The following is a 23,911-nucleotide window of genomic DNA, read 5'->3' as shown; positions in this document are numbered from 1 at the left end:
ACCGGCAAGGATGTCAGGGGCGCCCGCTCCGGCGGGCTTCCTTACCTGTTATCGCCGTCACTACTGCCTGCTGGCGGAGAAGCCCGGTGACGATTCCGTTGTGGTCCACCACAGCGTATTCGCCGCCCTCCAGCCGTGCCAAGTACTGGATCAGTTCCTGGCCCTTGGACCATTCCGGGACGTAAGCCCCGGCGCCTAGGGCGTGGGCCACTGCGGTGACCGGCGTCGTCGTCGTCGACTGCGGAGGCACTGCGGCCGCTGCGCCGAAATCCACTACGCCCTGCGGTTTGCCATCCGGACCACAGATCACGACGGCGGGACTTCCGGTCGGTGATATGTCCAGGACGTCGGCCACGGTGGCTGAGTTCGGTACGCCCACGGCGCGCTCTGCCAGGCCCGCAGCGCTCACGAGGTAAAGGCGGCTGCGGAGCTTTGCGTGGTGAATGGAACTGGACGCGCCCATCCACAGGAAACCGCAGACGAGGACGGTGATGAGCATGAGGTTGATGTCCAAGGGCGAACCGCTGATGAGTGGCAGGCCGATGAACCAGATGACCAAGGCGGCAACGATGATACGGCCGGACCAGCCGGCGGCGATGGTGCCTTTGTCCTGGCTGCCTGTTGCTTTCCACACGGCCGACTCAACCAAACGCCCGCCATCCAGGGGCAGGCCGGGGAGGACATTGAAGAGGCCGATCAGGAGGTTGGCCCACATCAGGATGTTGGCCAAGATGTCTGAGACACCGCTGAGGACTCCTGTGGAAAGCACGGCCCACATCCCTGCCGCCAGGACGAAGTTGGAGGCAGGGCCGGCCAGGGCGACCACTACTGATCGACCGGGCGAAGCCGTGAAGTTCTCGAATTGGGTGTGGCCGCCCCAAAGGTTCAGCACAATCTTTTCCGTGGGCCAGTTGAACACTTTGGCGCTCAAGGCGTGCGCCAGTTCATGGACCAGGACAGAGACAGCCAGCAGCAAGGCGTAACCCAAGGCAACGAAATAGGCTCCGATGCCGAGATCCGGCATCCGTACCAGGAGCGCGGGTCCGTACACGATGACAGTGAAGCCGGCGATCACAAACCACGAATAGGCGAGAAAGACAGGAATGCCGGCAATCTTTCCGAGGGGTATGCCGTCCTTCTTACTGGTTGCATGATGCGGGGTGGAGGAGCTTGTCACCTAGTTGGCCCCTTCAAGGAGGTTTGCTGCCTGGAAGCGGTCAATGACCAGTTGCTGGACATCGGATGAAGTCCTGCCCACGAGGGTGTCCCACATGACCATGCGGTGATCCTCCGGGAGCGGTACCTGATGCGGAATTCCCACGGTGATCACGCCCGAAGCGATGGCCGCGGTGGCGCCCGGAACGGAATCCTCCAAGGCGACGCAATGGTGGATCGTCAGGGACGGATCATCCAGGCGGAGGCGCTCAACGGCCGTAAGGTACGCCTCGGGGTGCGGTTTTCCGTTGGCGACGGTATCCCCGGTGACCATGAACTCGAAGTAGGGCCTGGGCAGGCTTTCCACCACAACGCCGGCCAGCGGGCCCTCGGACATCGTCACCAGGGCGCAGCGGATGCCGGCCTGATGGAGCTCATCCAACAGTTCGCGCGCACCCGGGCGCCACGGAACTTCCTTGCGGACCTGCTCAATGACCTGGGCGCTGAGCGTATCCACGATCTCGCGGGCTTCGAGCCTGACTCCGGCGGCTTGCAGGACAGCAGCAGAATGCAGCAAAGATTGCCCCACCAACTGCATGGCTTGCTGGTGCGACCAGCTGCCGCCATGTGCCTCAACCAGCGCGCGCTCGGCAGCGATCCAGTAGGGTTCGGTGTCCACGAGTGTGCCATCCATATCCCAGAGCACGGCTTTGAGGAGGGGCTGGCTGGGTGAGGAATGCATGGTTTCCAGTCTACGTGGAACCGGGCGGCCGGCTGTGCGTGCTTTGCGCTGTGGGCGAAGAAGGGACACGCACCCACATGAAATGCCATGCATCCACGAGGGTCTTGGACGTAGGGTGAGTGGATGAACAGTGTGGACGGGACACCCGAAGGACAGGACATCACCGCGGAGCCCGAGCGTTTCCTCAAGGAACCTGCGGACGGCCAGCGTGTCACGGTAATGCTTGCCGCCTTTGAGGGCTGGAACGATGCCGGTGAAGCCGCCAGCGATGCGCTGCACTACCTCAACAAGCTGTGGGACGGTAAGAAGGTTGCCACGGTGGATGCCGAGGAGTACTACGACTTCCAATTCACGCGGCCTACTGTGCGGAGGACATCCTCCGGGGCCCGCAAGGTCAAATGGCCATCGACCCGCATCTACAAGGCGGCCGTTCCGGACAGCAACGTAGATGTGGTCTTTGTCCTGGGCACCGAACCTTCGTACCGCTGGCGTGCCTACACCACGGAATTGCTGGTCCACGCCGAAGCACTCAAGGTTGACTCCGTGGTTCTGATTGGCGCATTGCTGGCTGACGTGCCGCATAGCCGACCCATCCCAGTGAGTACCACCACCGAGGACAGCTCATTGCGGGAGCGGCTCAACCTTGAGGCCTCCCAGTACGAGGGGCCCGTGGGCATCGTCGGTGTGCTCGCTGAATTTGCCATGCTTGCTGGCTTGCCGACTGTCTCCCTGTGGGCCGCAGTCCCCCACTACGTGGCGCAGCCGCCCTCCCCCAAGGCCCAGCTCGCCATTCTGCACAAGGTTGAGGATCTGCTTCAGGTTCCGCTGGACAGCTTGGCCCTGGCTGAAGAATCAGAGGCCTGGGAGCGCGGAGTGGACGAACTCGCCACCGAGGACCCGGAAATTGCCGCCTATGTACGGCAACTGGAGGAGGCCAAGGATACGGCCGATCTCCCGGAAGCGTCCGGGGAGTCCATTGCCCGCGAATTCGAGCGGTACCTCAAGCGACGCGGCAAGGACCGACCCTGACCCGTTGCTCCCGTCACAAACCGGCAACGGCCCCGACGTTACGTCGGGGCCGTTGCTGTGTTCCTACGGAACTTGCGTGATCAGAGTTCCACGCCAAGCAGAGCATTGATGGCGTCAGAGATGACGGCACTGTCCTGATCGGATGCCGGAGCATCGCTCCGCAGGGTGTCTTCTGCCCATCGATCAATTGCGGAAATGGCTCCGGGAGCGTTGAGGTCGTTGGCCAGCTCCTTGCGCATCGCGCCCACCAGCGGACCCGCCGAACCTGTCTGGGCATGCTCCGCTGCTTCACGCCACTGCGCCAGCCGCTTCTTGGCTGCCGCAAACTCCTCATCGGTCCAGGACCAGTCCGAACGGTAGTGGTTGGCCAGAATCGCCAGGCGGATGGCCGCCGGTTCTTCACCAGCCGCTCGGAGCTTGGAGACAAGAACAAGGTTGCCCTTGGACTTGCTCATCTTTTCTCCGTCCAGACCCACCATGCCGGCGTGCGCATAGTGCCGTGCCAAGGGCACCCCGGACAGAGAGTAAGCATGGCCGGCTCCCATTTCGTGGTGCGGGAACACGAGGTCCGAGCCTCCGCCCTGGACGGTAAAGGGTGCCGGAAGATACTTCTGTGCAATGACCGTGCATTCGATGTGCCAACCGGGCCGGCCATCTCCGAGGCTTGCGCCAGGCCAATGTGGCTCGCCTTCGCGGGCCACGCGCCAGAGCAGCGGATCCAGTGCATGGCGTTTTCCCGCCCTTGCGGGATCTCCGCCGCGTTCTGCGAACAGCGCCAGCATCTCTGTTTCACCGAGTCCGGACACGTCCCCCAGGGTCCAGGCGTCTGTTGCGTCCGAGCGCTTGCCTGCCATTTCGACGTCGTAATAGACATCGCCGTCAGGCTCACCGTCAGAACCGTGGACGCGGTAGGCAACCCCGTCGGCAATGAGGCGCTCGATGGCGGGAACGATATCCGGGATGGCCTCAACGGCGCCGATGTAGTGATTGGGTGCAAGGACGTTCAGAGCGTCCATGTCGGTCTGGAACAGGTCGATCTGGCTCTGGGCAAGTTCGCGCCAGTCCACCCCTGTGGCGGTGGCGCGCTCCAGCAGGGGGTCATCGATATCCGTGACATTTTGGACGTAGGAGACGCGGCGGCCAGCGTCGCGCCAAGCACGGTTCAGGAGATCAAAGGCCACGTAGCTTGCCGCGTGACCCATGTGGGTCGCGTCGTACGGCGTGATGCCGCAGACATACATGGACTGTTCCGGTTGCCGTTCAACCTCCACTACACGGCCAAGGGCTGTGTCGAACAGCCGTAGTTGCGGCATGCTGCCGGGCAGCTCAGGAACAGGGCGGGAGGTCCACGATTTCACGACTCAACCTTAGTGCTAGGCACTGATGACATTGAAATACAGCAAGACATACAAGGCCAGGCCCAAGAGGATCCGGTACCAGACGAACAGCCGGTAACTTCGGGTGGAGACGAACTTCAGGAACCAGCCAATGATGATGTAGCCGACGACGAAAGCGATGACCGTAGCCATCGCAGTCTCCGCCAAGCCGTAGGGACCGGCCAGTCCATCGTTGGAAACCGTCTTGTACAGCTGGTACAGGCCACTGCCGAACACGGCCGGGATGGCCAGCAGGAACGAATACCGGGCAGCGGCTTCACGGGTGTACCCCATGAGGAGGCCGGCGGTGATGGTTCCACCGGAGCGGGAGACCCCCGGTATCAGGGCCATGGCCTGGGCGAACCCGTACAGAATGCCGTGCTTGTACGTCAGTTGTGTGAGATCCCTCTCCTGCCGGCCGATCGCGTCCGCGACAGCCAGGATCATGCCGAAAACGATCAGCATGGTGGCCACGATCCACATGCTGCGCAACACCGACTCGATCTGGTCCTGGAACAGCAACCCCAGGACGATGATCGGGAGGCTGCCCAGAATGACGAGCCACCCCATGCGGGCATCGGGATTGCTGCGCTCCACTTTGCCAGTGAGGGACCCGAACCAGGCGCGGACGATCCTCACGATGTCGCGCCAGAAGTAGACGATGACGGCGGTTTCGGTTCCCAACTGCGTGATGGCAGTAAACGCGGCACCGGGATCGGAAGCATTCGGGAGGAATGAGCCGACGATCCGCAGGTGTGCGCTCGAGGAGATCGGGAGGAATTCGGTGAGGCCCTGCACCAGGCCCAGCAAGGCTGCTTCTATCCAGTTCACGTGAATAGACCCTACGTCATGAAGACTGGGAACTCCCCGTAAGCTAGCAGCTATGCAGCAGCGTTATGTCGGGAACAGTGGGTTCCGCGTGTCCTCCTTGTCCCTTGGAACCATGTCCTGGGCACAGGAGACCGATGAGCAGGACGCTGCCGAAGTCCTCCACGCATTTGTCGCTGCCGGCGGCACGGTGGTTGATACGGCGGCCTCCTATGCCCAAGGCCAGGCCGAGGCCATGCTGGGTTCCATGTTGGGCGATGTCGTGGCCCGCTCCGAACTGGTCATCTCCACCAAAGCCGGCGTGTCGTCGTCGGACTCAAGGCGCAGCATTAATGCTTCACGCGGCGCCATGCTGTCCGCGCTCGATGCCAGCCTCGCAAGGCTGGGAACCGACTACATCGACATCTGGTTCGCCCACGAGTGGGATGCCAACGTGCCACTCGACGAGACCCTTTCAGCGCTGGAACTTGCCCAGAGGACCGGACGTGCCCGGTATGTGGGAATTTCCAACTACAACGGCTGGCAGACCGCCAAAGCAGCTGCTGTGGCGGGATTCACCCTGGTGGCCAACCAGTCGGAGTATTCCCTGGTCCAGCGCAAGGCCGAAGACGAACTGATTCCTGCTGTGGAGGACGCCGGATTGGGTCTTATGGCGTGGGGGCCGTTGGGCAGGGGCGTCCTCAGCGGCAAATACCGTGGACAGATTCCAGCGGATTCCCGTGCCGCGCAGAACCGCCTGGCTGCCTATGTTGAGCCGTATTTGGAACCGAGGGCTTCCCGTGTGGTGGAAGCAGTGGCCATGGCTGCCCGCGGGCTGGGTCGCACACCTATGGATGTCTCCCTGAGCTGGCTGCTCTCACGCCCCGGCGTGGCGACGGCAATCGTCGGGGCGAGGAACGCCGTCCAGCTCAAGGAACTGCTGGACGCACAATTGACGGTTCTGCCTGCGGAGATAGGACGCGCCCTGGAGGACGTTTCGGCGCTGTAGGCCGGTCTATTGCCGGTCCAGGATGTCCAGCAGATAGCTGCCATACCCGCTCTTGGCCAGCTTGGCAGCCTGTTGTCGAAGTCCGTCGTCGTCCAGGTAGCCCATCCGCCAGGCAACTTCCTCGGGTGCCCCGATCTTTAAGCCCTGCCGGTTCTCAGTGGTGCGGACGTAGTTGGAAGCATCGTTCAGGTCGCTGAAGGTGCCCGTGTCCAACCAAGCGGTGCCGCGGGGAAACTTCTGTACGTGCAACCGGCCGAGGTCCATGTACTTCCTGTTGATGTCCGTGATCTCCAGTTCCCCGCGTGGGGAGGGTTTGAGGTCCTTGGCCATGGCAACTACGGAATTGTCGTAAAAGTACAAGCCGGGGACGGCGTAATTGCTTTTGGGCATGGACGGCTTCTCTTCAATGGATACCGCCAGGCCGTCGTCGTCGAACTCCACCACCCCGTAGGCGGACGGGTCCTTGACCCAATAGCCGAAGATGGCACCGCCGTCGACATCGACGTAGTGGCGTAACTGGTTGCCCATACCGGGCCCATTAAAAATGTTGTCGCCGAGGATGAGGGCCACCTTGCCTGACCCGATGTGCCGCTCCCCCAGGATGAACGCCTGGGCCAACCCGTCCGGCGTCGGCTGTTCTGCGTACGTCAGGTTGATGCCGAACTGTGAACCATCGCCCAGGAGCCGTTGGAACTGGGTGGCATCGCCGGGAGTGGTGATGATGAGGACATCGCGGATCCCGGCAAGCATCAGTGTGCACAACGGGTAATAGATCATGGGCTTGTCGAACACGGGAACCAACTGTTTACTGATTCCGAGCGTGATGGGATGGAGCCTGGAACCCGTCCCACCTGCAAGAATAATTCCTCGCAAACCTGCCGTCCTCACCTGTGCCCTGTCCCGCCGCGGACGGCTACTCTAGGGCCATGCAGAGAATCCTTGTCACCGGCGGGGCCGGATTCATCGGATGCAACTTTGTCCACTACATCATGGGCCACACCGGCCTTCATGTCACGGTCCTGGATAAATTGACCTATGCAGGCAATATCGAATCGCTTGCCGGGTTGCCGCCTGAACGCTTCGAATTTGTGCAGGGTGACATTTGTGATGCCGCAGTGGTGGATCCGCTGACTGCCGCCGTGGATGCTGTGGTGCACTTCGCCGCCGAGTCCCACAATGACAACTCCCTGGAAGAGCCCCGGCCCTTCCTCGACACCAACCTGCTGGGAACATTCACCCTGATCGAAGCCGCGCGAAAGCACGGCACCCGGTTCCATCACATCTCCACGGACGAGGTTTACGGCGATCTTGCCCTGGATGAACCGGGCCGGTTCACCGAAGAATCCGTTTACCGGCCCACAAGTCCGTACTCAGCTACGAAAGCAGGCTCGGACCTGCTGGTGCGGGCATGGGTCAGGTCCTTCGGCCTCAAGGCGACCATCAGCAATTGCTCCAACAATTACGGTCCGTACCAGCACGTTGAGAAGTTCATCCCCCGGCAGATCACCAACATCCTGGAAGGCACGCGGCCGCGCCTCTACGGCAACGGCCGCAACGTGCGCGACTGGATTCACGTCGAAGACCATTCCTCGGCGGTGGTGGCCATTCTTGAAGGTGGGCGGGTGGGTGAAACCTACCTGATTGGGGCCGACGGCGAACGGTCCAACAGGGAGGTGGTGGAAAAGCTGTTGTCCCTCGCCGACCAGCCCAGCGACGCCTACGACCTGGTGACCGACCGGCCAGGCCATGACCTGCGCTACGCCATCGATTCAAGCAAGCTCCGCCGGGAACTTGGGTGGTCGCCCCGGTTTTCGGACTTCGACGCCGGTCTGGCTGCCACCGTTCAGTGGTACCGGGACAACGAAGCCTGGTGGCGGCCCCAGAAAGCCTCAACGGAATCCAAATACGCCGGCCAGGGCCACTAAGCCGTGGAGCCGGCACAGCAGTTGCGTTCACGAAACACACCGATCCCAGGGCTGGTGCTTTTCGAGTTGCCGGTTCACGGGGATGACCGGGGATGGTTCAAGGAAAACTGGCATCGGAAGAAGATGCTGGACCTGGGGCTCCCGGACTTCGGGCCGGTGCAAAACAACATTTCCTTCAACGCTGCGCGGGGAACTACCCGGGGAATCCATGCCGAACCGTGGGACAAGTTCATTTCGGTTGCGGCAGGGAGGATCTTTGGCGCGTGGGTGGACCTGCGCGAGGGGCCCGGCTTCGGCACCATGTTCTGTGCGGAAATGACGCCCAAGGATGCGGTGTACGTTCCCCGCGGTGTTGGAAACGCCTTCCAAACCCTGGAGGACGACACCGCGTACACGTACCTGGTCAATGATCACTGGAGTGCTGAGGCGCAGAACGACTACACCTTCCTCAACGTGGCCGACCACCACGTAGCCGTTCCGTGGCCCATTCCGTTGGACCATGCTGTTCTGTCGACCCAGGACAAGGGCCACCCACGCTTGCCGGACGTAAAGCCCATGCAGCCGCGGCGAACGCTGGTCCTCGGAGCGGACGGGCAACTAGGCAAAGCCTTACGGGGTGAGTATGCCGGAGAGGCCAGCGTGGAATTCGCCGGCCGGGCAGATTTCGATCTCACGTCGTGGGAATCGTACGCGGCACGGGACTGGCGGAAGTACTCCACCATCATCAATGCGGCAGCATTTACGGGCGTTGACGCTGCCGAAACCGCGGATGGCCGCGCGGCCGCCTGGGCCATCAACGCAACAGCCGTGGCCCGCTTGGCGAGGATCGCCGTCGAGCATTCACTGACGCTGGTCCATGTTTCCAGCGACTACGTCTTCGACGGAACTACCGACGTTCACCGGGAGGACGAAAATCCGACGCCCCTGGGTGTCTACGGCCAGAGCAAAGCAGCTGGAGAGATAGCCGTGGCGACGGTCCCGCGGCACTACATCGTGCGGACCAGTTGGGTAGTTGGTGAGGGTCGAAACTTTGTTCGAACCATGGCTGCTTTGGCCGCCCAGGGGGTTTCGCCGTCCGTGGTTGATGACCAATGGGGGAGGCTGAGCTTCGCCGTCGACGTCGCTTCGGCCATCCGTCATTTGGTGGACCATCAGGCCCCGTATGGCACGTACAACGTCAGCAACAGCGGCGAGCGGGCATCCTGGGCCGGCGTTGCCAGGGATGTGTTCCGTCACTGCGGGGCCGATCCCGTCCGGGTGAAGCCTGTCAGCACTGCAGACTATGCCAAGCCCGGTACCGCCCCGCGCCCCCACAGCAGCGTTCTGGACCTGTCGAAGATCCGGGCCACCGGATTTGACCCGGTTCCAGCGCCCGTGCGCCTGGCGGAGTTTTTGGAGGGTTTGGAACCCTAGCGGCGTCCGGAAAAAGGGCCTACAGTGGCCGTACGGCAGCCCGCCTGAGGCAGGCCGGGAGACAACTCAAGTTAACGCGTTGGAGGGGCAGCCTTGGCTGTCCGCGGCGATCCAGGCAGTGCAGCAGCATGGATCGCCGGCTTAATTGTTGTGTCCTGAGCTGGCCCCTGAAGCCTGGAGAGCCGAGAATGCTGCTGCCGAAGATCGCGCCCCGACAAGGCGCACTCCCCCACCCCTCATCCGGCCTGGACGTAAACAGCAGCGCATTGCTGCTGACTCCCCACGGGCGCCGGTCCAAAGGCTGGTCCAGCCCAGGGCGGGCCAGCGCAGAGCAGTCGGTGAATCTGGGCGGCGCCCCGGTGAACCTGATGGACTTCGAACGGGCTGTGGAGCTCATCATGGACCGTGCACAGTCCGGCGGCGCGAAGCCTTTGGGCGTCTGTTCCGCCAATCTGGACCACCTCCGTCATTTCGGTTCAGGGAGCCGGTGGCACGGAACGCTGGACCAACCGACACCGGTGGAATGGCTGACTTTGCTGGACGGCGCACCGTTGGTGGCCGAAGCGGCGAGGGTCACGGGCCACGCCTGGCCACGGCTGGCCGGCAGTGATGTGGTGGAGCCCTTGCTGGATGAGGCCGAGCGCCGGGGTCTTCGCGTGGGTTTCCTGGGTGGAAGCCCGCAGGCGCAGGAACTGATCCGGAAGAGGTTTGCCCGGGAACGTTCCGGTTTGACGGTGGCGGGTTGGTGGGCTCCTGAGCGTCCCGTCCTCGCCGACGTGAATGCATCCAGGCTTTTGGCGGCGGACATCGCTGACGCTGGCGTGGACGTCCTGGTGGTGGGTTTGGGAAAGCCCCGGCAGGAGCTCTGGATTTGTGAATATGGGCAGCTGACGGGGGCAAAGGTCCTGCTGGCTTTCGGAGCGGTTGTTGATTTCCTCGCCGGCAGGATCAGGCGCGCTCCGGTGTGGGTGAGCACCCATGGACTGGAATGGGGGTGGCGGCTGATGCTGGAACCGCGACGGCTGGCCCGCCGGTACCTGGTGGACGGCCCGGGGGCCTACCTGACGCTGCGGATGTCCAGTAGTAGTACCGTCCAGCCTGCACCTGTGGCCCCGGCTGCGGGCGTCCTGTCCCCTGCCGTTTCCAGCACCCCGGAGGACGGGCCCAGCCGTGCTCCGGGGCAGTTCGTCCCGGCAGGGGCCAGGGCCGACGTCGCAGTGCTGGTGGTGACGTACAACAATGCCGAGGACGTTACGGCGTTGGTTGCCAGCCTGCGGGAAGAAACGGCGGAGCAGTCCCTCAAGGTTGTGGTGGCGGACAACTCTCCCGATGAGCGCACCATGGCCGAGCTGCTGAGGCATCCCGACATCATTCCCGTGCGCACCGGTGGGAACCTCGGCTATGCCGGCGGTATTAATGCCGCAATGCGTGTGGCCGGAGACGCGGACGCGTATCTCATCCTGAATCCTGACCTGCGGGTGGAGACTGGCGCGGTAGCTGCGCTGCGTCGAAGGATGGCACTGTCCGGCGCGGGGATGGTGGTTCCTGTCCTGCTGGATGACGACGGCAGTGTGTACCCTTCGCTGCGGCGGGAGCCAAGTGTTCTGCGAGCGCTGGGAGACGCGGCTTTGGGGTCCCGGGTGAAGGGCAGGCCGGGGTGGTTGTCTGAGATGGACTTTGATCCGGAGAGTTACCTCCATGCGCACCGTGTTGATTGGGCCACCGGTGCCGCGCTGTTGATCAGTGCCGATACCGCCAGGGACGTCGGCGGGTGGGATGAGCAGTTCTTCCTGTATTCGGAGGAAACGGACTATTGCCGGAGGGTGCGTGATTCGGGCCGTTCGATCTGGTGTGAGCCGTTGGCCCGGATGTGGCATGAACGTGGGGGTTCGGGTACTTCGCCGCAGTTGAATGCGTTGATGTCCGTGAATCGTGTCCGGTACGCGGAGAAGTACTGCGGCCCGGTCAGGGTGACGGCGTTCAGGGCTGTGGTGTTGGTTTCGGAGCTGGCCCGGCTCCATAAGCCCGGGCATCGTGAGGCTGCTGTGGCTGTGGTGGACCGCAGGCGGTGGAAGGGGTTGCCTCACGCTTCCCTCGGTGGACGGTCCCCAGCGCAAATGTCCCCAGCGCAAGGGGTGGCGCCACCATCCGGTGCGGTGATCATCCCTGCCCATAATGAAGCCTCCGTCATCGCGAGGACCCTTCAATCGCTGGAGGGCGTGATTGCTTGGGGCACCGTGGAGGTCATTGTGGCGTGCAACGGGTGCACGGATGGGACGGAGGCTGTGGCGTCCGGGTTCCATGGGGTGCGGGTCCTCCAGGTGGAGGCGGCGTCGAAGGCCGCTGCGTTGAACGCAGCTGATCAGGTGGTGGAGCGTTGGCCCCGCCTTTACCTCGACGCGGACATCGAGGTCACTACGGAGGCGGTCCACGCTGTCCTGACCTCACTGGGTGACGGTCCGCTGTTGGCGGCCCGTCCGGCTTTCCGATATGACACGGAGGGCGCTTCGGTCCTGGTGCGGTCCTACTATCGGGCGCGGGCCAGGATCCCGTCCAACGCCCAAGGGCTGTGGGGTGCGGGTGCGTACGCCCTGGGCAGGGCTGGTCATGATCGTCTGGGTGGGTTTCCGATCCTGACCGGTGATGACTATTACGTGGATCGCCTTTTCAGTGGGGTGGAGAAGGCTGTGCTTCCCACCGGACCTGTGGTGGTGCGGACGCCACGGACGAGGTCAGCCCTGCTGGCTGTGCTTCGCCGCTCCTACCGTGGCAATGCGGAACAGGACGGGCAGGAAGCTGGGGCTACGACGTCCCGGACGGTACGGGAGCTTCTGGCCTCCGTCAGGGGGCCGTTGTCGGCGGTTGACGCCGTAGTTTACGTGGCCTTCGCCGTGGTCGGCCGCCGTCGTCCGCTGTTGGGGCGTTCGGTGGCAACCGGCTGGGAGCGGGACGACAGCAGCCGTTAGTCAGAAGCCGCAGCTCCCGCCGCCTTCGATGCGGTAGAGATGGACTGCGTTTCCGTCAGCGAACGTGTCGGTGAAGGTGCCGTCCACCACCGGGATGGTCCGGTCTTCGTCAATCACGACGGCGGTGCTGCCGCCGCACTGGACGCGGAAGCTTGCCTTCCCACCGGCGTTCTTGTTCGCCCCGGCGAAAACATGGACCTTTCCGTTGTGGAGTTTGGTGGTGAAATCCACGGGTCCTGTGGCAGTGGTGGCGCCGTCGAGGAACGGGGCATTGAGGACTGGGGCGAGGGCGGTGATTTGGCGGTTGAGCGCAGTGACTGTGGGGCGGACCTGTACCCCGCAGTCGCGGAGGACGTGCTGGGAGATGCAGTCGCCACCGAAGTTGTGGTTGAAATAGATCACTCCCCTGGCGCCGTGGATCAGGCTGCTCCATACTGCTGCCCGGATCTGGGGCGCTGTGATGGTGGTGGCGTTGGCCGAATCCTTGAAGGGGTGCCCTGCTTCGACGAAGGCCCAAATGGGTGTGGCAGGGCCGCCGGCCTGCAGTGTCCGGACCCGCTCGATGGTCCACCCGTAGTTGGCCGCCAACCGGCATTCATCCTGTGTCAGGTCCCGGGCGTAGTCAACAAGCGCACCGCCTTCACCCTTGGCACAGATGCCGGGGTCGGTGAACCAGTAGGTGTCTGCGGACACGACGTCCTGGATTCCTTTGAAGAATTCCACGGACTCTTCGTCGGAGAGCCAAAAGGCGACACCTTTGCCGTAGTTGGAGTACAGCATGGCCCCCGGGGGTGCTGCTGCGCGCCGCTCGCTTTGGACTGTGTACCCGCATTTGCTGTTCTCCGGTACGCACAGGGGCCCTTCGCCGGGGTACTTTCCTGTCCAGGGCGCATTGCCGGGCCCGGCCCACATGTCTACTTCGTCGCTGAGGGCGAAGCCGGAGGCGTCCGGGGACTCGAAGGTAGGTATGGCGTACATGCCCGACGCCTTCACCAGGTTCAGGTCGGAGTTGGCGGTCAGCTCCACGTAGGTGTTGAGCCCGGCTTCGGTGTCCAGGGCAATGTTTCCCTTATCCAGGACACTTTCGAACCAGACCGCGATGGGGAAGAACCCGGGATCGCCGGGGAGGCCGCCTTTGAATCGTGCGTAGTAGTCCGCGCCACCGTCAATGGGGCGCAGCGTCACACCGTCATTGCCTGCTGCCACCGTTGCTGAGGGGGCGGCAGGCCCTGGACCGGGCGTGCCCGCGCCGGCGAAGGGCACTACTCCGCTGGCTGCAGCAACAGCAACCGCAACGGCAAGGCCGGCGAGAACAGTCCCGCTGAGGACCCCGGCTGTCCTTGGTTTCACGGGCTACCTTTCAGGCAGATGTTTCCTTGACGGGAGACTTCCCGTTGCTGGTGGACCGCAGGGGTTCACTCAGCGGGCCGTTTGCTGCGAAAGGCCGCTCTGCCCTGCGGCCTGCCTGGGCGGGTGTCAGAATCTCCTGGATAGTGAGCTCGTCAAGGCCGGGACCTCCTGCAGCCGGCCCGTTCGGGTCAGGGTCTTGATGGTCTTTGCGGCGGGACGTCTTGTTCCGCTCCCCCGCCGGGGACGCCGCCCGGGCCCGCACCCGCGATGTTTCAAGGCCCCGGGCTATGGACACTGCCCCAAAGGTGAGCACGATTCCGGCCACCAGGACAACGATCAGTGAGCGGAGGCGGCTGGAGAACTGCTCGGTGGCGTTGTCCGGCGCAGCAACCATCAGGGAAGTGTACAAGAAACGCTCATGTGCGCCGTTGATGGACTGGATGGCCAGCAGGTCAGCTTCCAGACGGGACCCCAGGGCTTTGACCGTGGCAACGGCCTTATCCTTGCTGTCAGAAGCTGCGGCAATCTCGATCAGGAAAGAAGCCGGCGGACGTTGGACCGTAAAGTCCGTGCTCAGCCCCTCCCTCTGGAGGGCATCCCCGGTGGTGTCATCGTTCAGCCTGGTACCCACTACCTGGGCAATCAGCGAGGAGTCCGCTGATCGAAGATAAGGGTTGTCCGAGTTGAGCAGGTTCAGGGCCGGGTTCTTCTCCAACTCGAGCGCGGTGGGTATTTTTGGATTGACAATCGCGTACGTTGCCTTGGCTTCGTAGGAGCGTGGGGCAAAGGAGTACACGTAGACGGCTGCGAGCACCGTCACCAGCAGGACAGGCAACACGACGAATTTGTGATGCCACAATGTCTTGATGACTGCTACCGGGTCCATGTGATCGCCTCGACATTCGGAGTTGATGGGTTGCGGAGGTGTCCGTCCTGGGGCGGACCGTTCTTGAACAAGTCAGGAGCTGTGGTTTCCCTGAGCTCGATTTCACGGCGGATCATGATCCAAGCGCCTCCTCCGAGGCCGATGACGAAGGGGTACACCAGGGCAAACACGGGGAAAGCCATCGAATCGAAAGTCAGCGAGCAGCCTGCTGCCACGGCGCCGGCAGCCGCTGCCGCTCCTGCCAGGCAGCGCAGGGCGGGGATACGGGATGCACGGGCGGCGATGAAGGATGACACGGCGGGCAGGATCAGGTATGCCACCATGCCAATGAAGCCGACCAGGCCCAGGGTGACCAGCGAATTGAGGTATTGGTTGTCCAGGATGTAAAGGGCGTTCTCCGGCATGTAGTTTCCGGGTCCCAGCCCCAGGAAGGGCAGTTCACCGAACATCTCGGCCACGCGGGGGTAGTTGTTGGTGCGGGTTGTGAGCGAGGGGTCGGAGTCTCCTGCGGTGAAGGAGGAGGTCAGTGTCCCCACCAGTCCGGGGATGGCTAGGAACAGTGCGGCCATAGCTGCCGGTGCAGCCACCACCGCCCAGCGTCGGGCTGAGCGTGGGAGGAAGGGAATGAACACCAGCATTCCCAGGAACAGCCCGAGGACACCGGACCGGGACACTGTGGAGGCGATGGCGACGATCAGCAAGGCTGTACCCGTCCAGTGCAACCACTTGTAGCCTGTTCGGTCATAGATGGCCCGCCAGATGGACAAAGGCAGGAGCATGGCGCAGACAACGGCCAGTTCAATGGAATGGAATGTACTTCCCGCAACCCGGGTCATGAGCCCGCGCACTTGAAAGGCGGTGTTTCCTCCGTTGTCGGTGAATCCCGGCATGGCCTCCTGGATCCAGAGCATCGGGTTGACCCGGAAGAGGAACTGGACCAGGGCCACCAGGCAGCAGAAGAAGGCGCCGGCAAGGATGGCCCGGACCAGCGACATGGCGTTGTCCAGGGTACGGACGGCTTCGCTCGCCACCAGTGCGATCCCGCCGCAGGCCAGGATCAGGATCAGCCAACGGTCGGCCGCAGCTTGGGCCGAAACGTTGGTATTGCCAGTGAAGCCGGAGAACAGTGCCACATAGGAGGCGCACGTTCCCACCCACAGCAGTCCCAGCCCCAGCCGTCCCGGATGCCGGGTCCGCAGTGGATGGTGCAGGCCGAAGAATGCCGAGCAGAGCCAAAAAGCCAGCAGCAGGAGGGCCAGCATGATGGGAACCGTCCCCACGGCTCCGATGGGTTTGACCACCATGTTGGAAGGGAAGAAAAACACGGCAAAGGCCGTGAATTTGAGCAGGAGGCCCACGTGGCCCGCGGTGCCCGACGTTCCTTCCAGATCACCTGCCTCGATTTCGCGTGCCGGAGGGAAAGTGAGGATCTTCTTCATACGCTTCATGCGTGGCCTCCACGCAAGGAATCTTCCAGGGTCTCTTGTGGGAGCCTGGCACAGGAGGCTTCCACGAAGTGGGCGAATGCCGCGCGGGAATCTGCCCAATCCAGCCGTTTCCTGCCGGCAACGGCTGTGGCGCGGTCCTCGATGTCCGGTGCATTGACAACGTCCGCGAGCGCAGCGGCCAAGCCGGCGGGAGTTCCCAGTGCCCACACGGCGTCGGGGTCGTTGAGCAGTCCCGAAGCGAAGGGCGCTCGATTCATGACGGGGATGTTCCCCGCTGCGAGGAGTTCGCCGGGGACCAGCGAAATGTTGGTGAAGGAAAGGGCCAGCCCGGCGATCGTTCGATGGTACAGGCTGTTCAGTTCCGCCGGGGTGAGGTTGCCGTGGTTGGTGACGGGGATGTTCCACCCGGTGACGTTGTCTCCGTAGATATGGATTTCCTGCTCAGGCTGGAGGGCATGGAAACGCTGCAGGGCCAGTTTGGCCAGGAGGTATCCGCGTCGGTCTACCTTCTTCTTGGCGTAGTAGACCACGCCGGACCGCGGAGGTTGCTCAGCGGACGCGGGAAGCCTGTACATGCCGGTATCGCATCCGAAGGGGACAACGGCTTGGGGCCTTTCGCCGAGTTCTTCCTGCATGACGTCGGCGATCATGCCGCCCAGCGCCACGTTGGCCAGCCCCAGGCGGTAGCTGTCCTCTGCCAGTGCGTAGAGGAATCCGCGGGGGTAGAAGTACGGCTCGTAGTCCTGGATGAAATAGAAGAGGTGGACGCTGCCAGGTGCCCGTCCCGCGGCAACGTGTGCCGTGGGCCAGGAACTGGCAATAAGTGCATCCACCCCTTCCATCCCATATGTGGCGCTGCGAACCCCGGCACGCAGCGCCGGCCAGTGGCTGTGGATAGTCTCTTCGTGACGGCTGGTGTCGTCGTCGTTGGTGTCGTAGAGGAACAAAGTGCACTGATGGCCTCGCTCTTCCATCTCCTCCACCATCCGGAAGAAGGTGGTGTGCCCTCCCGAGCCGGGCGCAGGCGGCGTGCAGAGCCAGCCGATCCTCAGGTGTCCGGTAGTGACGGGCGCGGCGGCGGGACGGGCAATACACCTGGGGTCCATGATGTCTTCCTCCCGCAGGGGAAGCCCCGGTTCTGCCAGATGCCAAGCATCCACAGCGGAGGTGACCAGCTTTGCCGCCACTACCCGGGCAACAGGCCGCCAGCCATCCCGGCGGACACGCTGGGCTGCGAGGCGGGCGGTAGACAGTGATATCGGTTTCATGGTTGGACCGTGCCTCCGGGAATGCCGGTTGGGGAGGGTTCGGACGCCGTGGCCCTGGCCCTGAGCAGCCCGCGGATCTCAGCCACGAGTTCTTTGCCTTGGCGGAAGGTCAGAAGGCCATACAGGACCGAACCGAGCAGTAGGCCGCAAACCATGGCCACGGCAGGGTTGGCTATCCCTTGGGTGGCCAACCAAACACAAGCCCCTGCCACGGCGGCAGCCGCAAGGGGGCGGACACTTCCGCGCAGGAGCTGCCAGGCGCTGGTGTGCAGGACCGACGTCAAGGACGTGACGTAGAGGGGAATGACCACCAGGCAGGCCACTGCAGCATGCGCGATTCCCGCCCCGGCAATCCCCCACCACGTGATGCCGGCGAAAAGTGCCGGCGTCAGGGCGGCAAGCCAGGCTACCTGGACCCAAAAGAGCCATCCGGTCCTGCCTGCACCCACGCTCAGGTCAGCGAAGAGCTCCACCAGGATCCGTGTGGCGCCGAAGACCCCCAGCGTGGCCAGTGCAATGCCCGCCGGCGCCCATGCCCCGCCATAGGCGGTGACGATCAAGGGATGTGCCAGCGCAATCACCATGGCGGAGATCGGAAATGCGCCATAGGAAACCCCGGTCACGAACCGGGCGGCCAGCACCCCTAAGGTTCCTTCGGAGAAGAGCCTGCCAAAGGTGGGCACCGCAGTGGCCCGGATGACCGCAGTGATCACCGAACTTGGCAGCCCGGCCAGGTTGAACGCCAGGAGGTACAAGCCCAATGCCGTCGGATCAAGCATCCGGCCTATCAGGAGATAGTCCACGTTCAGGGTCACGAAGACCACCAGGTTTGCCATGGCCAACGGCATACCCAGGCGCAGGATCTCCGCGGCCACTGCACGGTCAAAGCCCGGGGCGTACCGCTTGGGAGTGATGATCCAATAACCCGCCAAGGCCACCAGCTGTCCACCCACCCTGGACCAGGCGAGCGCCATCGCTCCCCAGCCGTCCAATGCCATCGGCACCACCAGTACCAGCACGGTGACCAGGCTGCAAAGGTCGACGACGACCCGCGGCTTTTGCAGGAACTCCCGCCACACCATGGTGGAAGGGACGGCACCAGCCCCTTGGAGGAGGATGGTGAGCGAGAGCACCTGGATCACGGGCGTCGCGGCGGGGTCATCAAACGCTGCTGCCAAGGCAGGTGCCAGGGCGATTGCACCCGCCGTCATGACGCCGCTGGTGACCAGAGCAATGGAGAAGACGGTAGGGCGATCTTGTCCGGATCCCCGGTGCCTCGTGCCAAGGCTGCGGTCGCACCGAGCTCGGCCATGTTGGTGGCGATGGTCTGCACCACAATGGCTACCGCGAGCGCACCGAAGTGCTCCGGGGCTATCATCCTGGCCACGATAATGGTGGTGGCAAACTGCACGATCCTGCCCAAGGCCATGTTGACACCGCCCCAGAGCGTGGCGCTCGCAGCCCGGTTGCCCAGTGTGCGGTCCTGGCCGCTGACGGTGGTCACGAGATTCCCGTCAGGGCCCATACCCGCCAACGCACCCGGTCCAGCTGGCTCCGCACAAAACCAACGGCGAACCTCCCTGCCCTTGGTTTCCGGCCGCGGGCTGCCCGGGCGATCCTGGCATGCAACGCGTTGGCCCGGTGGATATTTCCGGGAACCTCGTGAAGGCCCTCGATGAACTTCCGGAGCTCGACTGCGGCCTCCACCGATCCGCCCTGGTTGATTTCCCTGAAGCCCAATTGGGCGGCTTCCCTGCTGAGCGCACACTTGGCACGCTGCACCTGCCGTGCACGATTCCTCGGATTGCCCGGAAACCGGGAGTCTTCAAGGACCCGGAAGGCCTCCAAGCGGTGCTTGAGATCCACGGCGGCCGCTGCGAACTCTGTCTGATGCATGTTGGCCCCATGGACCCGGTAGAACGCCTGCACCGGCCCGTTGATCCTGCCCACATCCCAGGAGCCAGCGGCCCGCAGCCAGTATTCCAGGTCCCCGGAGTGCGGCAGCGAGGGACTGTAAGCACCTACGCTGAGCACAGCCGCGGTCCTCATGACCACTTCGGGCGAAAGGATGAAGTTCCTCCCGCGGGCGCACGCCAGGGAAATCCATGCCCGGCCTTCCCACACAGTCCACGTACTGCGGTCATGTGAGGAAGGGGCCGGAGGCTTGTCAGTGAAGTCCCGGGGAAGGCCGTACACCATTCCCACCCGGGGGTTGGCTTCCATCAGCGCGGCAGCCCGGGCCAGCGCACCGGGGGCTATGACGTCATCTGCGGAGAGAAGCGTTACGTAGCGGCCCCGCGCCCTGGAGAGTCCGTCGTTGTACGTGGCAATGTGCCCTTTGTTGCTGTCGTGGAGGACAACGCTGATGCGCTGGTCCTCGGAGGCCAGCCGCCAGGCCACGGCGGCGCTGCCATCCGTGGACGCGTCATCGACCACGATGACCTCGACGTCCACGCCCTCCTGCTCCAAAGCACTGGCAACAGCCTCAGGCAGGAAGTGTCCGTAGTTGTAGCACGGCACCACCACCGAAACACTCACCGGGTGCCGCAGGGGAACGGGACGCATCAGCTTCATTGGATGCCCTCCAGTGCAGGGGAATTTCCCCGCCTGATCACCCGCGCCGGCACCCCGGCCCAGGTTTCCTCCGCCGGTACGTCGGTGAGAACCGCCGCGCCCATCCCGATCGTTGCATTCGCGCCGATGGACGTGCGCTCGCGGACACTGGCATTCATCCCGACATAGGCGGCACGCCCGATGTGGACGTTGCCCCCAAGCGACACCCCTGAGGCGAAGGTCGCAAAATCGCTGATGTCGTCGTCGTGGGTGAAGGTCACTCCGGGCATGGCTACTACGTGGTTGCCGATCGTCACGGACGCCGTCATGCTCACGTGGGCAAGGAGGATGCTGCCCTTGCCGATCATGCAGCCTTCGGGTATCTGCACGGAGGGGTCTATGGCCGTGGCATATCGCCCTTCATCCAGTCCCAGGGTCCTGAGCCGCATCACAACGGCTTCCCGCCCTGATCCGGATCCGATGCACACCAGCAAAAATGCATGGGGGAAATTCAGGGCGTCCCGGATGGGGCCAAGGACGTGGGCGCCGTCCACCACCCGCCCGAGTTTGTCTTCGTCGTCGTCGAGGATCCCGATCACGTCAAAGGGCCCGTTGCTGCGGACCATGGCCAGGACCTCCCTGGCCAGGCCGCTGGCTGCTATGAGGAGAAGTTCACTCATGTCAGTCGACCTGCTGCCCGAAGCACGGAATCGATGACCCGGACCTGATCGTGCAGGGAAAGCTGATGGTACAGGGGCAGGATGAGCGTGTGGTCAGTCAGCCATTCGGTGGCATCCAAGCCTGCCTTCCCGGTGTCTTTGCCCGCGTAGGCCGGTTGGCGGTGGGCTGCCATGATGCCGCGTCGCGCCGAGATTCCATCCTCGGCCAAAGCAGTCATCAACCCGTCGCGTCCCAGGGGGAACCCTGGCCCGACTTCAAGCCAGCAGGACTGGAAGTTGCTGATTCCATAGTCCGGGTCGCTGACAAGGCGTAGACCCTCGATTCCTGCGAAAGCGTTGGCGTACGTGGCTGCCAGTTCCCGCCGCCGCTGGATGACTTCCCGGAGCCGCCCCAGTTGGACGATTCCGACGGCGGCCTGAAGATCGGTCATGCGGTAGTTGAACCCAATGTCGAGGTACTCCTCCGGGGGCGCGAGAATGCTGGCGTGCCGGTCGGCAGCAGAGACGCTCATGGCGTGTTCACGGAGGCGCCTTGATGTATCAGCAAAGTCTTGCCGCGAAGTGGAGAGCATGCCGCCCTCCCCGGTGGTGAGGACCTTACGTGGGTGGAAGGACCAGGCGGCGACTTCCGCTCCGGCCCCCACGGCCCTGCCGTGGTAGCGGGAACCGATGGCGCAGGCAGCATCTTCCACCACAGTGATGCCCAGCGGATCGCACATCGCACGGATGGGAGCCAGATCAACGGGCACTCCGCCTTGGTCCACGGCGATGACTGCCTTGGTGGCTGGAGTCAGGGCGGCACGCAGTGTCTCTGCAGTGACACAACCGGTTGTGACGTCAACGTCGGCGAACACCGGACGAGCCCCCACGTACGTTGCCGCGTTGGCTGTGGCAATGAACGAGAACGACGGGACCACTACGTCATCGCCCGGGCCCACGCCGGCCACCACAAGGGCCAGATGCAGGGCTGTAGTGCAATTGGAGGTCGCGACGGCGAAGCCTGCCTGTTGCAGCAGACAGAACGCTTCTTCGAACTGGCGGACTTTGGGACCTTGTGCCACCCATCCGGAGGCGATCACCTCGGCCACTGCCTGGGCCTCGTCCTCGCCCAGCCACGGCTTCATGACGTCGATGCGTGCCAGGTGGAGACCGGAGGCGGTCATCTTGCACCAGCTACCGGAGCGTCAGGGCGGTTGGTGGTCCGTGCTGCGGCAATCTCTTCGCGCAGTGGCCGCCACCAGGCAACCAGCGAGCGCAGTCCGTCCTCCAAGCCAACGGCGGCCTCGAACCCGAGGTCCACCCGTGCGGCCGAGGTATCGGCCAGGCGGCGCGCCACGCCGTTGACGGCCCTTTCCGGTCCGTGCTCAAGGTGCAGCGGTGACTCCATGACCCCCAGCAGCGTTTGGGCCAGCCCGGCGAGGCTGGTTTCGGTCCCGCTGGCCACGTTGTAGACACCGTCGGTGACGTCACTGACTGCTGCCAGGACGTTGGCCCGGGCCACGTCGGCGGTGTGGATGAAATCCATGGTCTGCTGACCGCTGCCGAAGATCAGGGGCGGACGGCCATCGACGATCCGCTCCATCCAACGGACCAGCACCTCGGTGTACAGCCCGTGGACGTCCATCCGTGGGCCATACACGTTGAAGTACCTCAAAGCCACGTAGTTCAGGCCGGTCATCGCCCGGAAGCTCCTCGCCATCCCCTCGTTGAAGGACTTGGCTGCGCCGTAGAACGTGTCGTTGTTGTGATGGTGGTGGCGTTCAGTGGTGGGAAATTCTTCGGCCATGCCGTAGACAGAAGCACTGGAGGCCAGGATGAGCTTGTCAACGGAGTGTTGGGCGGCGGCCTCGATCACGTTGAACGTTCCGTCCACCAGCACTTCAAGTGCCAGCCGTGGTTCCTCGGCACATTGGGTGATGCGGATGGCGGCTTGGTGGAACACCAGGTCCTTGCCCCGGGTGAGGTCATGCACCAGGTCGCGGTCCCGCAGGTCACCTTCCACCAGGTCCACCCGTTCACTGGCCAAGGCGGCGTCCAGGTTTGCGAGGCGTCCCCGCACCAGGTTGTCCAGGACGTCCACGTGCGCCGCACCGGCGTCGAGCAATTGGTCAACCAGCGTGGACCCTATGGTTCCGGCGCCACCGGTGACCAGGACGTTGGCGCCCAGGAGCCTTTTCACCGCGCAACCTGGAGATTGACCTCGTTGCCGGCCACCACGGTGGACTGCCCGTCGGTGCTCAGGCTTTGGGTGACGGCCTCCAGGACAGACAGGACGCGGAGCCCGGATTCACCACTGGTACGGGGCATGGTGTGGTTCCGGATGGAAGCAGCGAGCTCGGCCACCACCTGGCCCAGGGGCTCGCGTTCCTGCAGCGCAGGTGACCACGTGTCGCCGAGGCGGTAGGAAATGGCGGAGGTCCGTTTATCTGCGGCGGACCGGGGCTGGTGTTCCAGACTGACCCCACGATCGTAGACGCTGAGGCGTTGCTGCGGGTTCAGGTCATCCCACACGAGGGTCCTCTTCGATCCCCCGATGATCATCTGCCGGATCTTGGTGGGGCTGAGCCAGTTCACGTGGATGTGCACCATGGCGTCGTTGGGAAGGCCGAACGTCAAATGTCCCACGCAGTCACGGCCGGTACCCAGCGGATCTGCCCCATGGGCCGCGATCTCTGTGGGATGCAAGCCGCCCGGCAGGACGAAGTCCAGGATGGAAAGGTCATGGGGAGCCAGGTCCCAGAAGACGTTGACGTCCGGTTGGACCAGGCCCAGGTTGATGCGGACCGAATCCACGTAGAGAATATCGCCCAACGCGCCGGTTGCTACGAGCTCCTGGATTTTCAAGACTGCGGGGGTGAAGCAGTAGGTATGGTCTGCCATCAGCACCAAACCCCGGGCTTTGGCTTCTTCCACCATTTCCAAGCCTTTTGCCCGGCTGTCCGCCAAGGGCTTTTCCACCAGCACATGTTTCCCGGCGCGCAGCGCCGTCATCACCACTCCGTGATGGGTATGTGCCGGTGTCGCCACCGCAACGGCGTCGAGGTTGTACGTGTCCAGCAGTTCGTCCAAGGACTCGACGACGGCCACGCCACCTACCGTTTCGGCGAGCCTGAGCCCGCGTTCTACGTCCAGGTCGCAAATGGCCACCAGGTCCCAGTCAGGGCTGGCTTTCAAGTTCCTGGCGAGATTGGGACCCCAATAGCCTGCCCCGACCACTGCAATCTGAAGCTTGGGCCGGACTGTGTGGCCCTTCAGTTGTCCCGATGGAATTGTTCGTATGCTCATTTCCCACTCGACTTCTGTG

Annotated in this window: 21 protein-coding genes; 5 read left to right on the top strand and 16 right to left on the bottom strand. The window is 63.6% G+C overall.

The features are described from left to right. Positions 1-13 precede the first annotated feature (13 nt). Positions 14-1,177 carry a site-2 protease family protein gene (locus tag CGK93_RS12610; protein WP_089595131.1) on the bottom strand — a complete coding sequence of 388 codons (1,164 nt, stop codon included), beginning with the start codon at positions 1,175-1,177 and terminating at the stop codon, positions 14-16. Further along, on the bottom strand, positions 1,178-1,990 hold the full coding sequence (locus tag CGK93_RS12605; protein ID WP_089595130.1) for an HAD family hydrolase: 813 nt from the start codon (positions 1,988-1,990) through the stop codon (positions 1,178-1,180). A 30-nt stretch (positions 1,991-2,020) separates the two neighbouring features. On the opposite strand from CGK93_RS12605, the gene CGK93_RS12600 reads away from it, so the two are divergent. Then, positions 2,021-2,926 (top strand): PAC2 family protein, encoded by a 906-nt coding sequence (locus CGK93_RS12600; RefSeq protein WP_089595129.1) that lies wholly within the window; start codon positions 2,021-2,023, stop codon positions 2,924-2,926. 80 nt (positions 2,927-3,006) lie between these two features. On the opposite strand, the gene mshC is transcribed toward CGK93_RS12600, so the two are convergent. Beyond that, positions 3,007-4,284, bottom strand: a complete 1,278-nt coding sequence (mshC, locus tag CGK93_RS12595; RefSeq protein WP_089595128.1) for a cysteine--1-D-myo-inosityl 2-amino-2-deoxy-alpha-D-glucopyranoside ligase — start codon at positions 4,282-4,284, stop codon at positions 3,007-3,009. 15 nt (positions 4,285-4,299) lie between these two features. After that, positions 4,300-5,133: an undecaprenyl-diphosphate phosphatase gene (locus tag CGK93_RS12590; RefSeq protein WP_089595127.1), complete on the bottom strand. Its 834-nt coding sequence runs from the start codon at positions 5,131-5,133 to the stop codon at positions 4,300-4,302. Between the two features lie 52 nt (positions 5,134-5,185). On the opposite strand from CGK93_RS12590, the gene CGK93_RS12585 reads away from it, so the two are divergent. Beyond that, positions 5,186-6,118, top strand: a complete 933-nt coding sequence (locus CGK93_RS12585; RefSeq protein ID WP_089595126.1) for an aldo/keto reductase — start codon at positions 5,186-5,188, stop codon at positions 6,116-6,118. 6 nt (positions 6,119-6,124) lie between these two features. On the opposite strand, the gene rfbA is transcribed toward CGK93_RS12585, so the two are convergent. Next, positions 6,125-6,991: a glucose-1-phosphate thymidylyltransferase RfbA gene (gene rfbA / locus CGK93_RS12580; RefSeq protein WP_089595125.1), complete on the bottom strand. Its 867-nt coding sequence runs from the start codon at positions 6,989-6,991 to the stop codon at positions 6,125-6,127. A 53-nt stretch (positions 6,992-7,044) separates the two neighbouring features. Here rfbA and rfbB point away from each other — a divergent pair, with 53 nt between their 5' ends. The 3 genes from rfbB to CGK93_RS12565 all read left to right on the top strand — a co-directional run bounded on the left by rfbB (position 7,045) and on the right by CGK93_RS12565 (position 12,422). Then, entirely contained in the window at positions 7,045-8,043 is a 999-nt protein-coding gene (gene rfbB / locus CGK93_RS12575; RefSeq protein WP_089595124.1) for a dTDP-glucose 4,6-dehydratase, read from the top strand. A 3-nt stretch (positions 8,044-8,046) separates the two neighbouring features. Further along, on the top strand, positions 8,047-9,456 hold the full coding sequence (locus CGK93_RS12570) for a sugar nucleotide-binding protein (protein WP_089595123.1): 1,410 nt from the start codon (positions 8,047-8,049) through the stop codon (positions 9,454-9,456). A 188-nt stretch (positions 9,457-9,644) separates the two neighbouring features. Then, positions 9,645-12,422 (top strand): WecB/TagA/CpsF family glycosyltransferase, encoded by a 2,778-nt coding sequence (locus tag CGK93_RS12565; RefSeq protein ID WP_089595122.1) that lies wholly within the window; start codon positions 9,645-9,647, stop codon positions 12,420-12,422. On the opposite strand, the gene CGK93_RS12560 is transcribed toward CGK93_RS12565, so the two are convergent. The 11 genes from CGK93_RS12560 to CGK93_RS12510 are packed head-to-tail and all read right to left on the bottom strand — an operon-like array spanning position 12,423 to position 23,892. Next, on the bottom strand, positions 12,423-13,772 hold the full coding sequence (locus CGK93_RS12560; protein WP_089595121.1) for a hypothetical protein: 1,350 nt from the start codon (positions 13,770-13,772) through the stop codon (positions 12,423-12,425). A 10-nt stretch (positions 13,773-13,782) separates the two neighbouring features. Next, positions 13,783-14,658 carry a chain-length determining protein gene (locus CGK93_RS12555; protein WP_089595120.1) on the bottom strand — a complete coding sequence of 292 codons (876 nt, stop codon included), beginning with the start codon at positions 14,656-14,658 and terminating at the stop codon, positions 13,783-13,785. Beyond that, positions 14,646-16,106 (bottom strand): O-antigen ligase family protein, encoded by a 1,461-nt coding sequence (locus CGK93_RS12550; protein WP_089595119.1) that lies wholly within the window; start codon positions 16,104-16,106, stop codon positions 14,646-14,648. Before CGK93_RS12550 ends, CGK93_RS12555 begins: the two co-directional genes overlap by 13 nt. Next, on the bottom strand, positions 16,103-17,374 hold the full coding sequence (locus CGK93_RS12545; protein ID WP_089595118.1) for a glycosyl transferase group 1: 1,272 nt from the start codon (positions 17,372-17,374) through the stop codon (positions 16,103-16,105). The genes CGK93_RS12550 and CGK93_RS12545 overlap by 4 nt, the downstream gene beginning before the upstream one ends. Continuing rightward, positions 17,371-18,585, bottom strand: a complete 1,215-nt coding sequence (locus CGK93_RS12540) for an oligosaccharide flippase family protein (protein ID WP_269768452.1) — start codon at positions 18,583-18,585, stop codon at positions 17,371-17,373. Before CGK93_RS12540 ends, CGK93_RS12545 begins: the two co-directional genes overlap by 4 nt. Next, positions 18,582-18,878, bottom strand: coding sequence for an oligosaccharide flippase family protein (locus CGK93_RS24400; protein WP_157731792.1), 297 nt, complete (start codon positions 18,876-18,878; stop codon positions 18,582-18,584). Before CGK93_RS24400 ends, CGK93_RS12540 begins: the two co-directional genes overlap by 4 nt. Further along, positions 18,875-19,948, bottom strand: coding sequence for a glycosyltransferase (locus CGK93_RS12530; protein WP_089595115.1), 1,074 nt, complete (start codon positions 19,946-19,948; stop codon positions 18,875-18,877). Before CGK93_RS12530 ends, CGK93_RS24400 begins: the two co-directional genes overlap by 4 nt. Then, positions 19,945-20,607 carry an acetyltransferase gene (locus CGK93_RS12525; RefSeq protein ID WP_089595114.1) on the bottom strand — a complete coding sequence of 221 codons (663 nt, stop codon included), beginning with the start codon at positions 20,605-20,607 and terminating at the stop codon, positions 19,945-19,947. Before CGK93_RS12525 ends, CGK93_RS12530 begins: the two co-directional genes overlap by 4 nt. Further along, positions 20,604-21,770, bottom strand: a complete 1,167-nt coding sequence (locus CGK93_RS12520; protein ID WP_089595113.1) for a DegT/DnrJ/EryC1/StrS family aminotransferase — start codon at positions 21,768-21,770, stop codon at positions 20,604-20,606. The genes CGK93_RS12525 and CGK93_RS12520 overlap by 4 nt, the downstream gene beginning before the upstream one ends. Continuing rightward, positions 21,767-22,786: an NAD-dependent epimerase/dehydratase family protein gene (locus tag CGK93_RS12515; RefSeq protein ID WP_089595112.1), complete on the bottom strand. Its 1,020-nt coding sequence runs from the start codon at positions 22,784-22,786 to the stop codon at positions 21,767-21,769. Before CGK93_RS12515 ends, CGK93_RS12520 begins: the two co-directional genes overlap by 4 nt. Further along, on the bottom strand, positions 22,783-23,892 hold the full coding sequence (locus CGK93_RS12510) for a Gfo/Idh/MocA family protein (protein WP_089595111.1): 1,110 nt from the start codon (positions 23,890-23,892) through the stop codon (positions 22,783-22,785). Before CGK93_RS12510 ends, CGK93_RS12515 begins: the two co-directional genes overlap by 4 nt. Positions 23,893-23,911: the final 19 nt, after the last annotated feature.

This window comes from Arthrobacter sp. YN, assembly GCF_002224285.1.
Classification (GTDB): domain Bacteria; phylum Actinomycetota; class Actinomycetes; order Actinomycetales; family Micrococcaceae; genus Arthrobacter.
Note: the sequence above shows the minus strand (reverse complement) of the source record. Positions and strands in the feature narration are given on the sequence as shown.

Coding starts and splice junctions, on each gene's coding strand:
- CGK93_RS12605 (WP_089595130.1), bottom strand. CDS start 1,990: ATGCATGGCATTTCATGTGGGTGCGTGTCCCTTCTTCGCCCACAGCGC.
- CGK93_RS12600 (WP_089595129.1), top strand. CDS start 2,021: ATGAACAGTGTGGACGGGACACCCGAAGGACAGGACATCACCGCGGAG.
- CGK93_RS12585 (WP_089595126.1), top strand. CDS start 5,186: ATGCAGCAGCGTTATGTCGGGAACAGTGGGTTCCGCGTGTCCTCCTTG.
- rfbB (WP_089595124.1), top strand. CDS start 7,045: ATGCAGAGAATCCTTGTCACCGGCGGGGCCGGATTCATCGGATGCAAC.
- CGK93_RS12565 (WP_089595122.1), top strand. CDS start 9,645: ATGCTGCTGCCGAAGATCGCGCCCCGACAAGGCGCACTCCCCCACCCC.
- CGK93_RS12555 (WP_089595120.1), bottom strand. CDS start 14,658: ATGGACCCGGTAGCAGTCATCAAGACATTGTGGCATCACAAATTCGTC.
- CGK93_RS12550 (WP_089595119.1), bottom strand. CDS start 16,106: ATGAAGCGTATGAAGAAGATCCTCACTTTCCCTCCGGCACGCGAAATC.
- CGK93_RS12545 (WP_089595118.1), bottom strand. CDS start 17,374: ATGAAACCGATATCACTGTCTACCGCCCGCCTCGCAGCCCAGCGTGTC.
- CGK93_RS12540 (WP_269768452.1), bottom strand. CDS start 18,585: ATGACGGCGGGTGCAATCGCCCTGGCACCTGCCTTGGCAGCAGCGTTT.
- CGK93_RS12530 (WP_089595115.1), bottom strand. CDS start 19,948: ATGAAGCTGATGCGTCCCGTTCCCCTGCGGCACCCGGTGAGTGTTTCG.
- CGK93_RS12525 (WP_089595114.1), bottom strand. CDS start 20,607: ATGAGTGAACTTCTCCTCATAGCAGCCAGCGGCCTGGCCAGGGAGGTC.
- CGK93_RS12520 (WP_089595113.1), bottom strand. CDS start 21,770: ATGACCGCCTCCGGTCTCCACCTGGCACGCATCGACGTCATGAAGCCG.
- CGK93_RS12510 (WP_089595111.1), bottom strand. CDS start 23,892: ATGAGCATACGAACAATTCCATCGGGACAACTGAAGGGCCACACAGTC.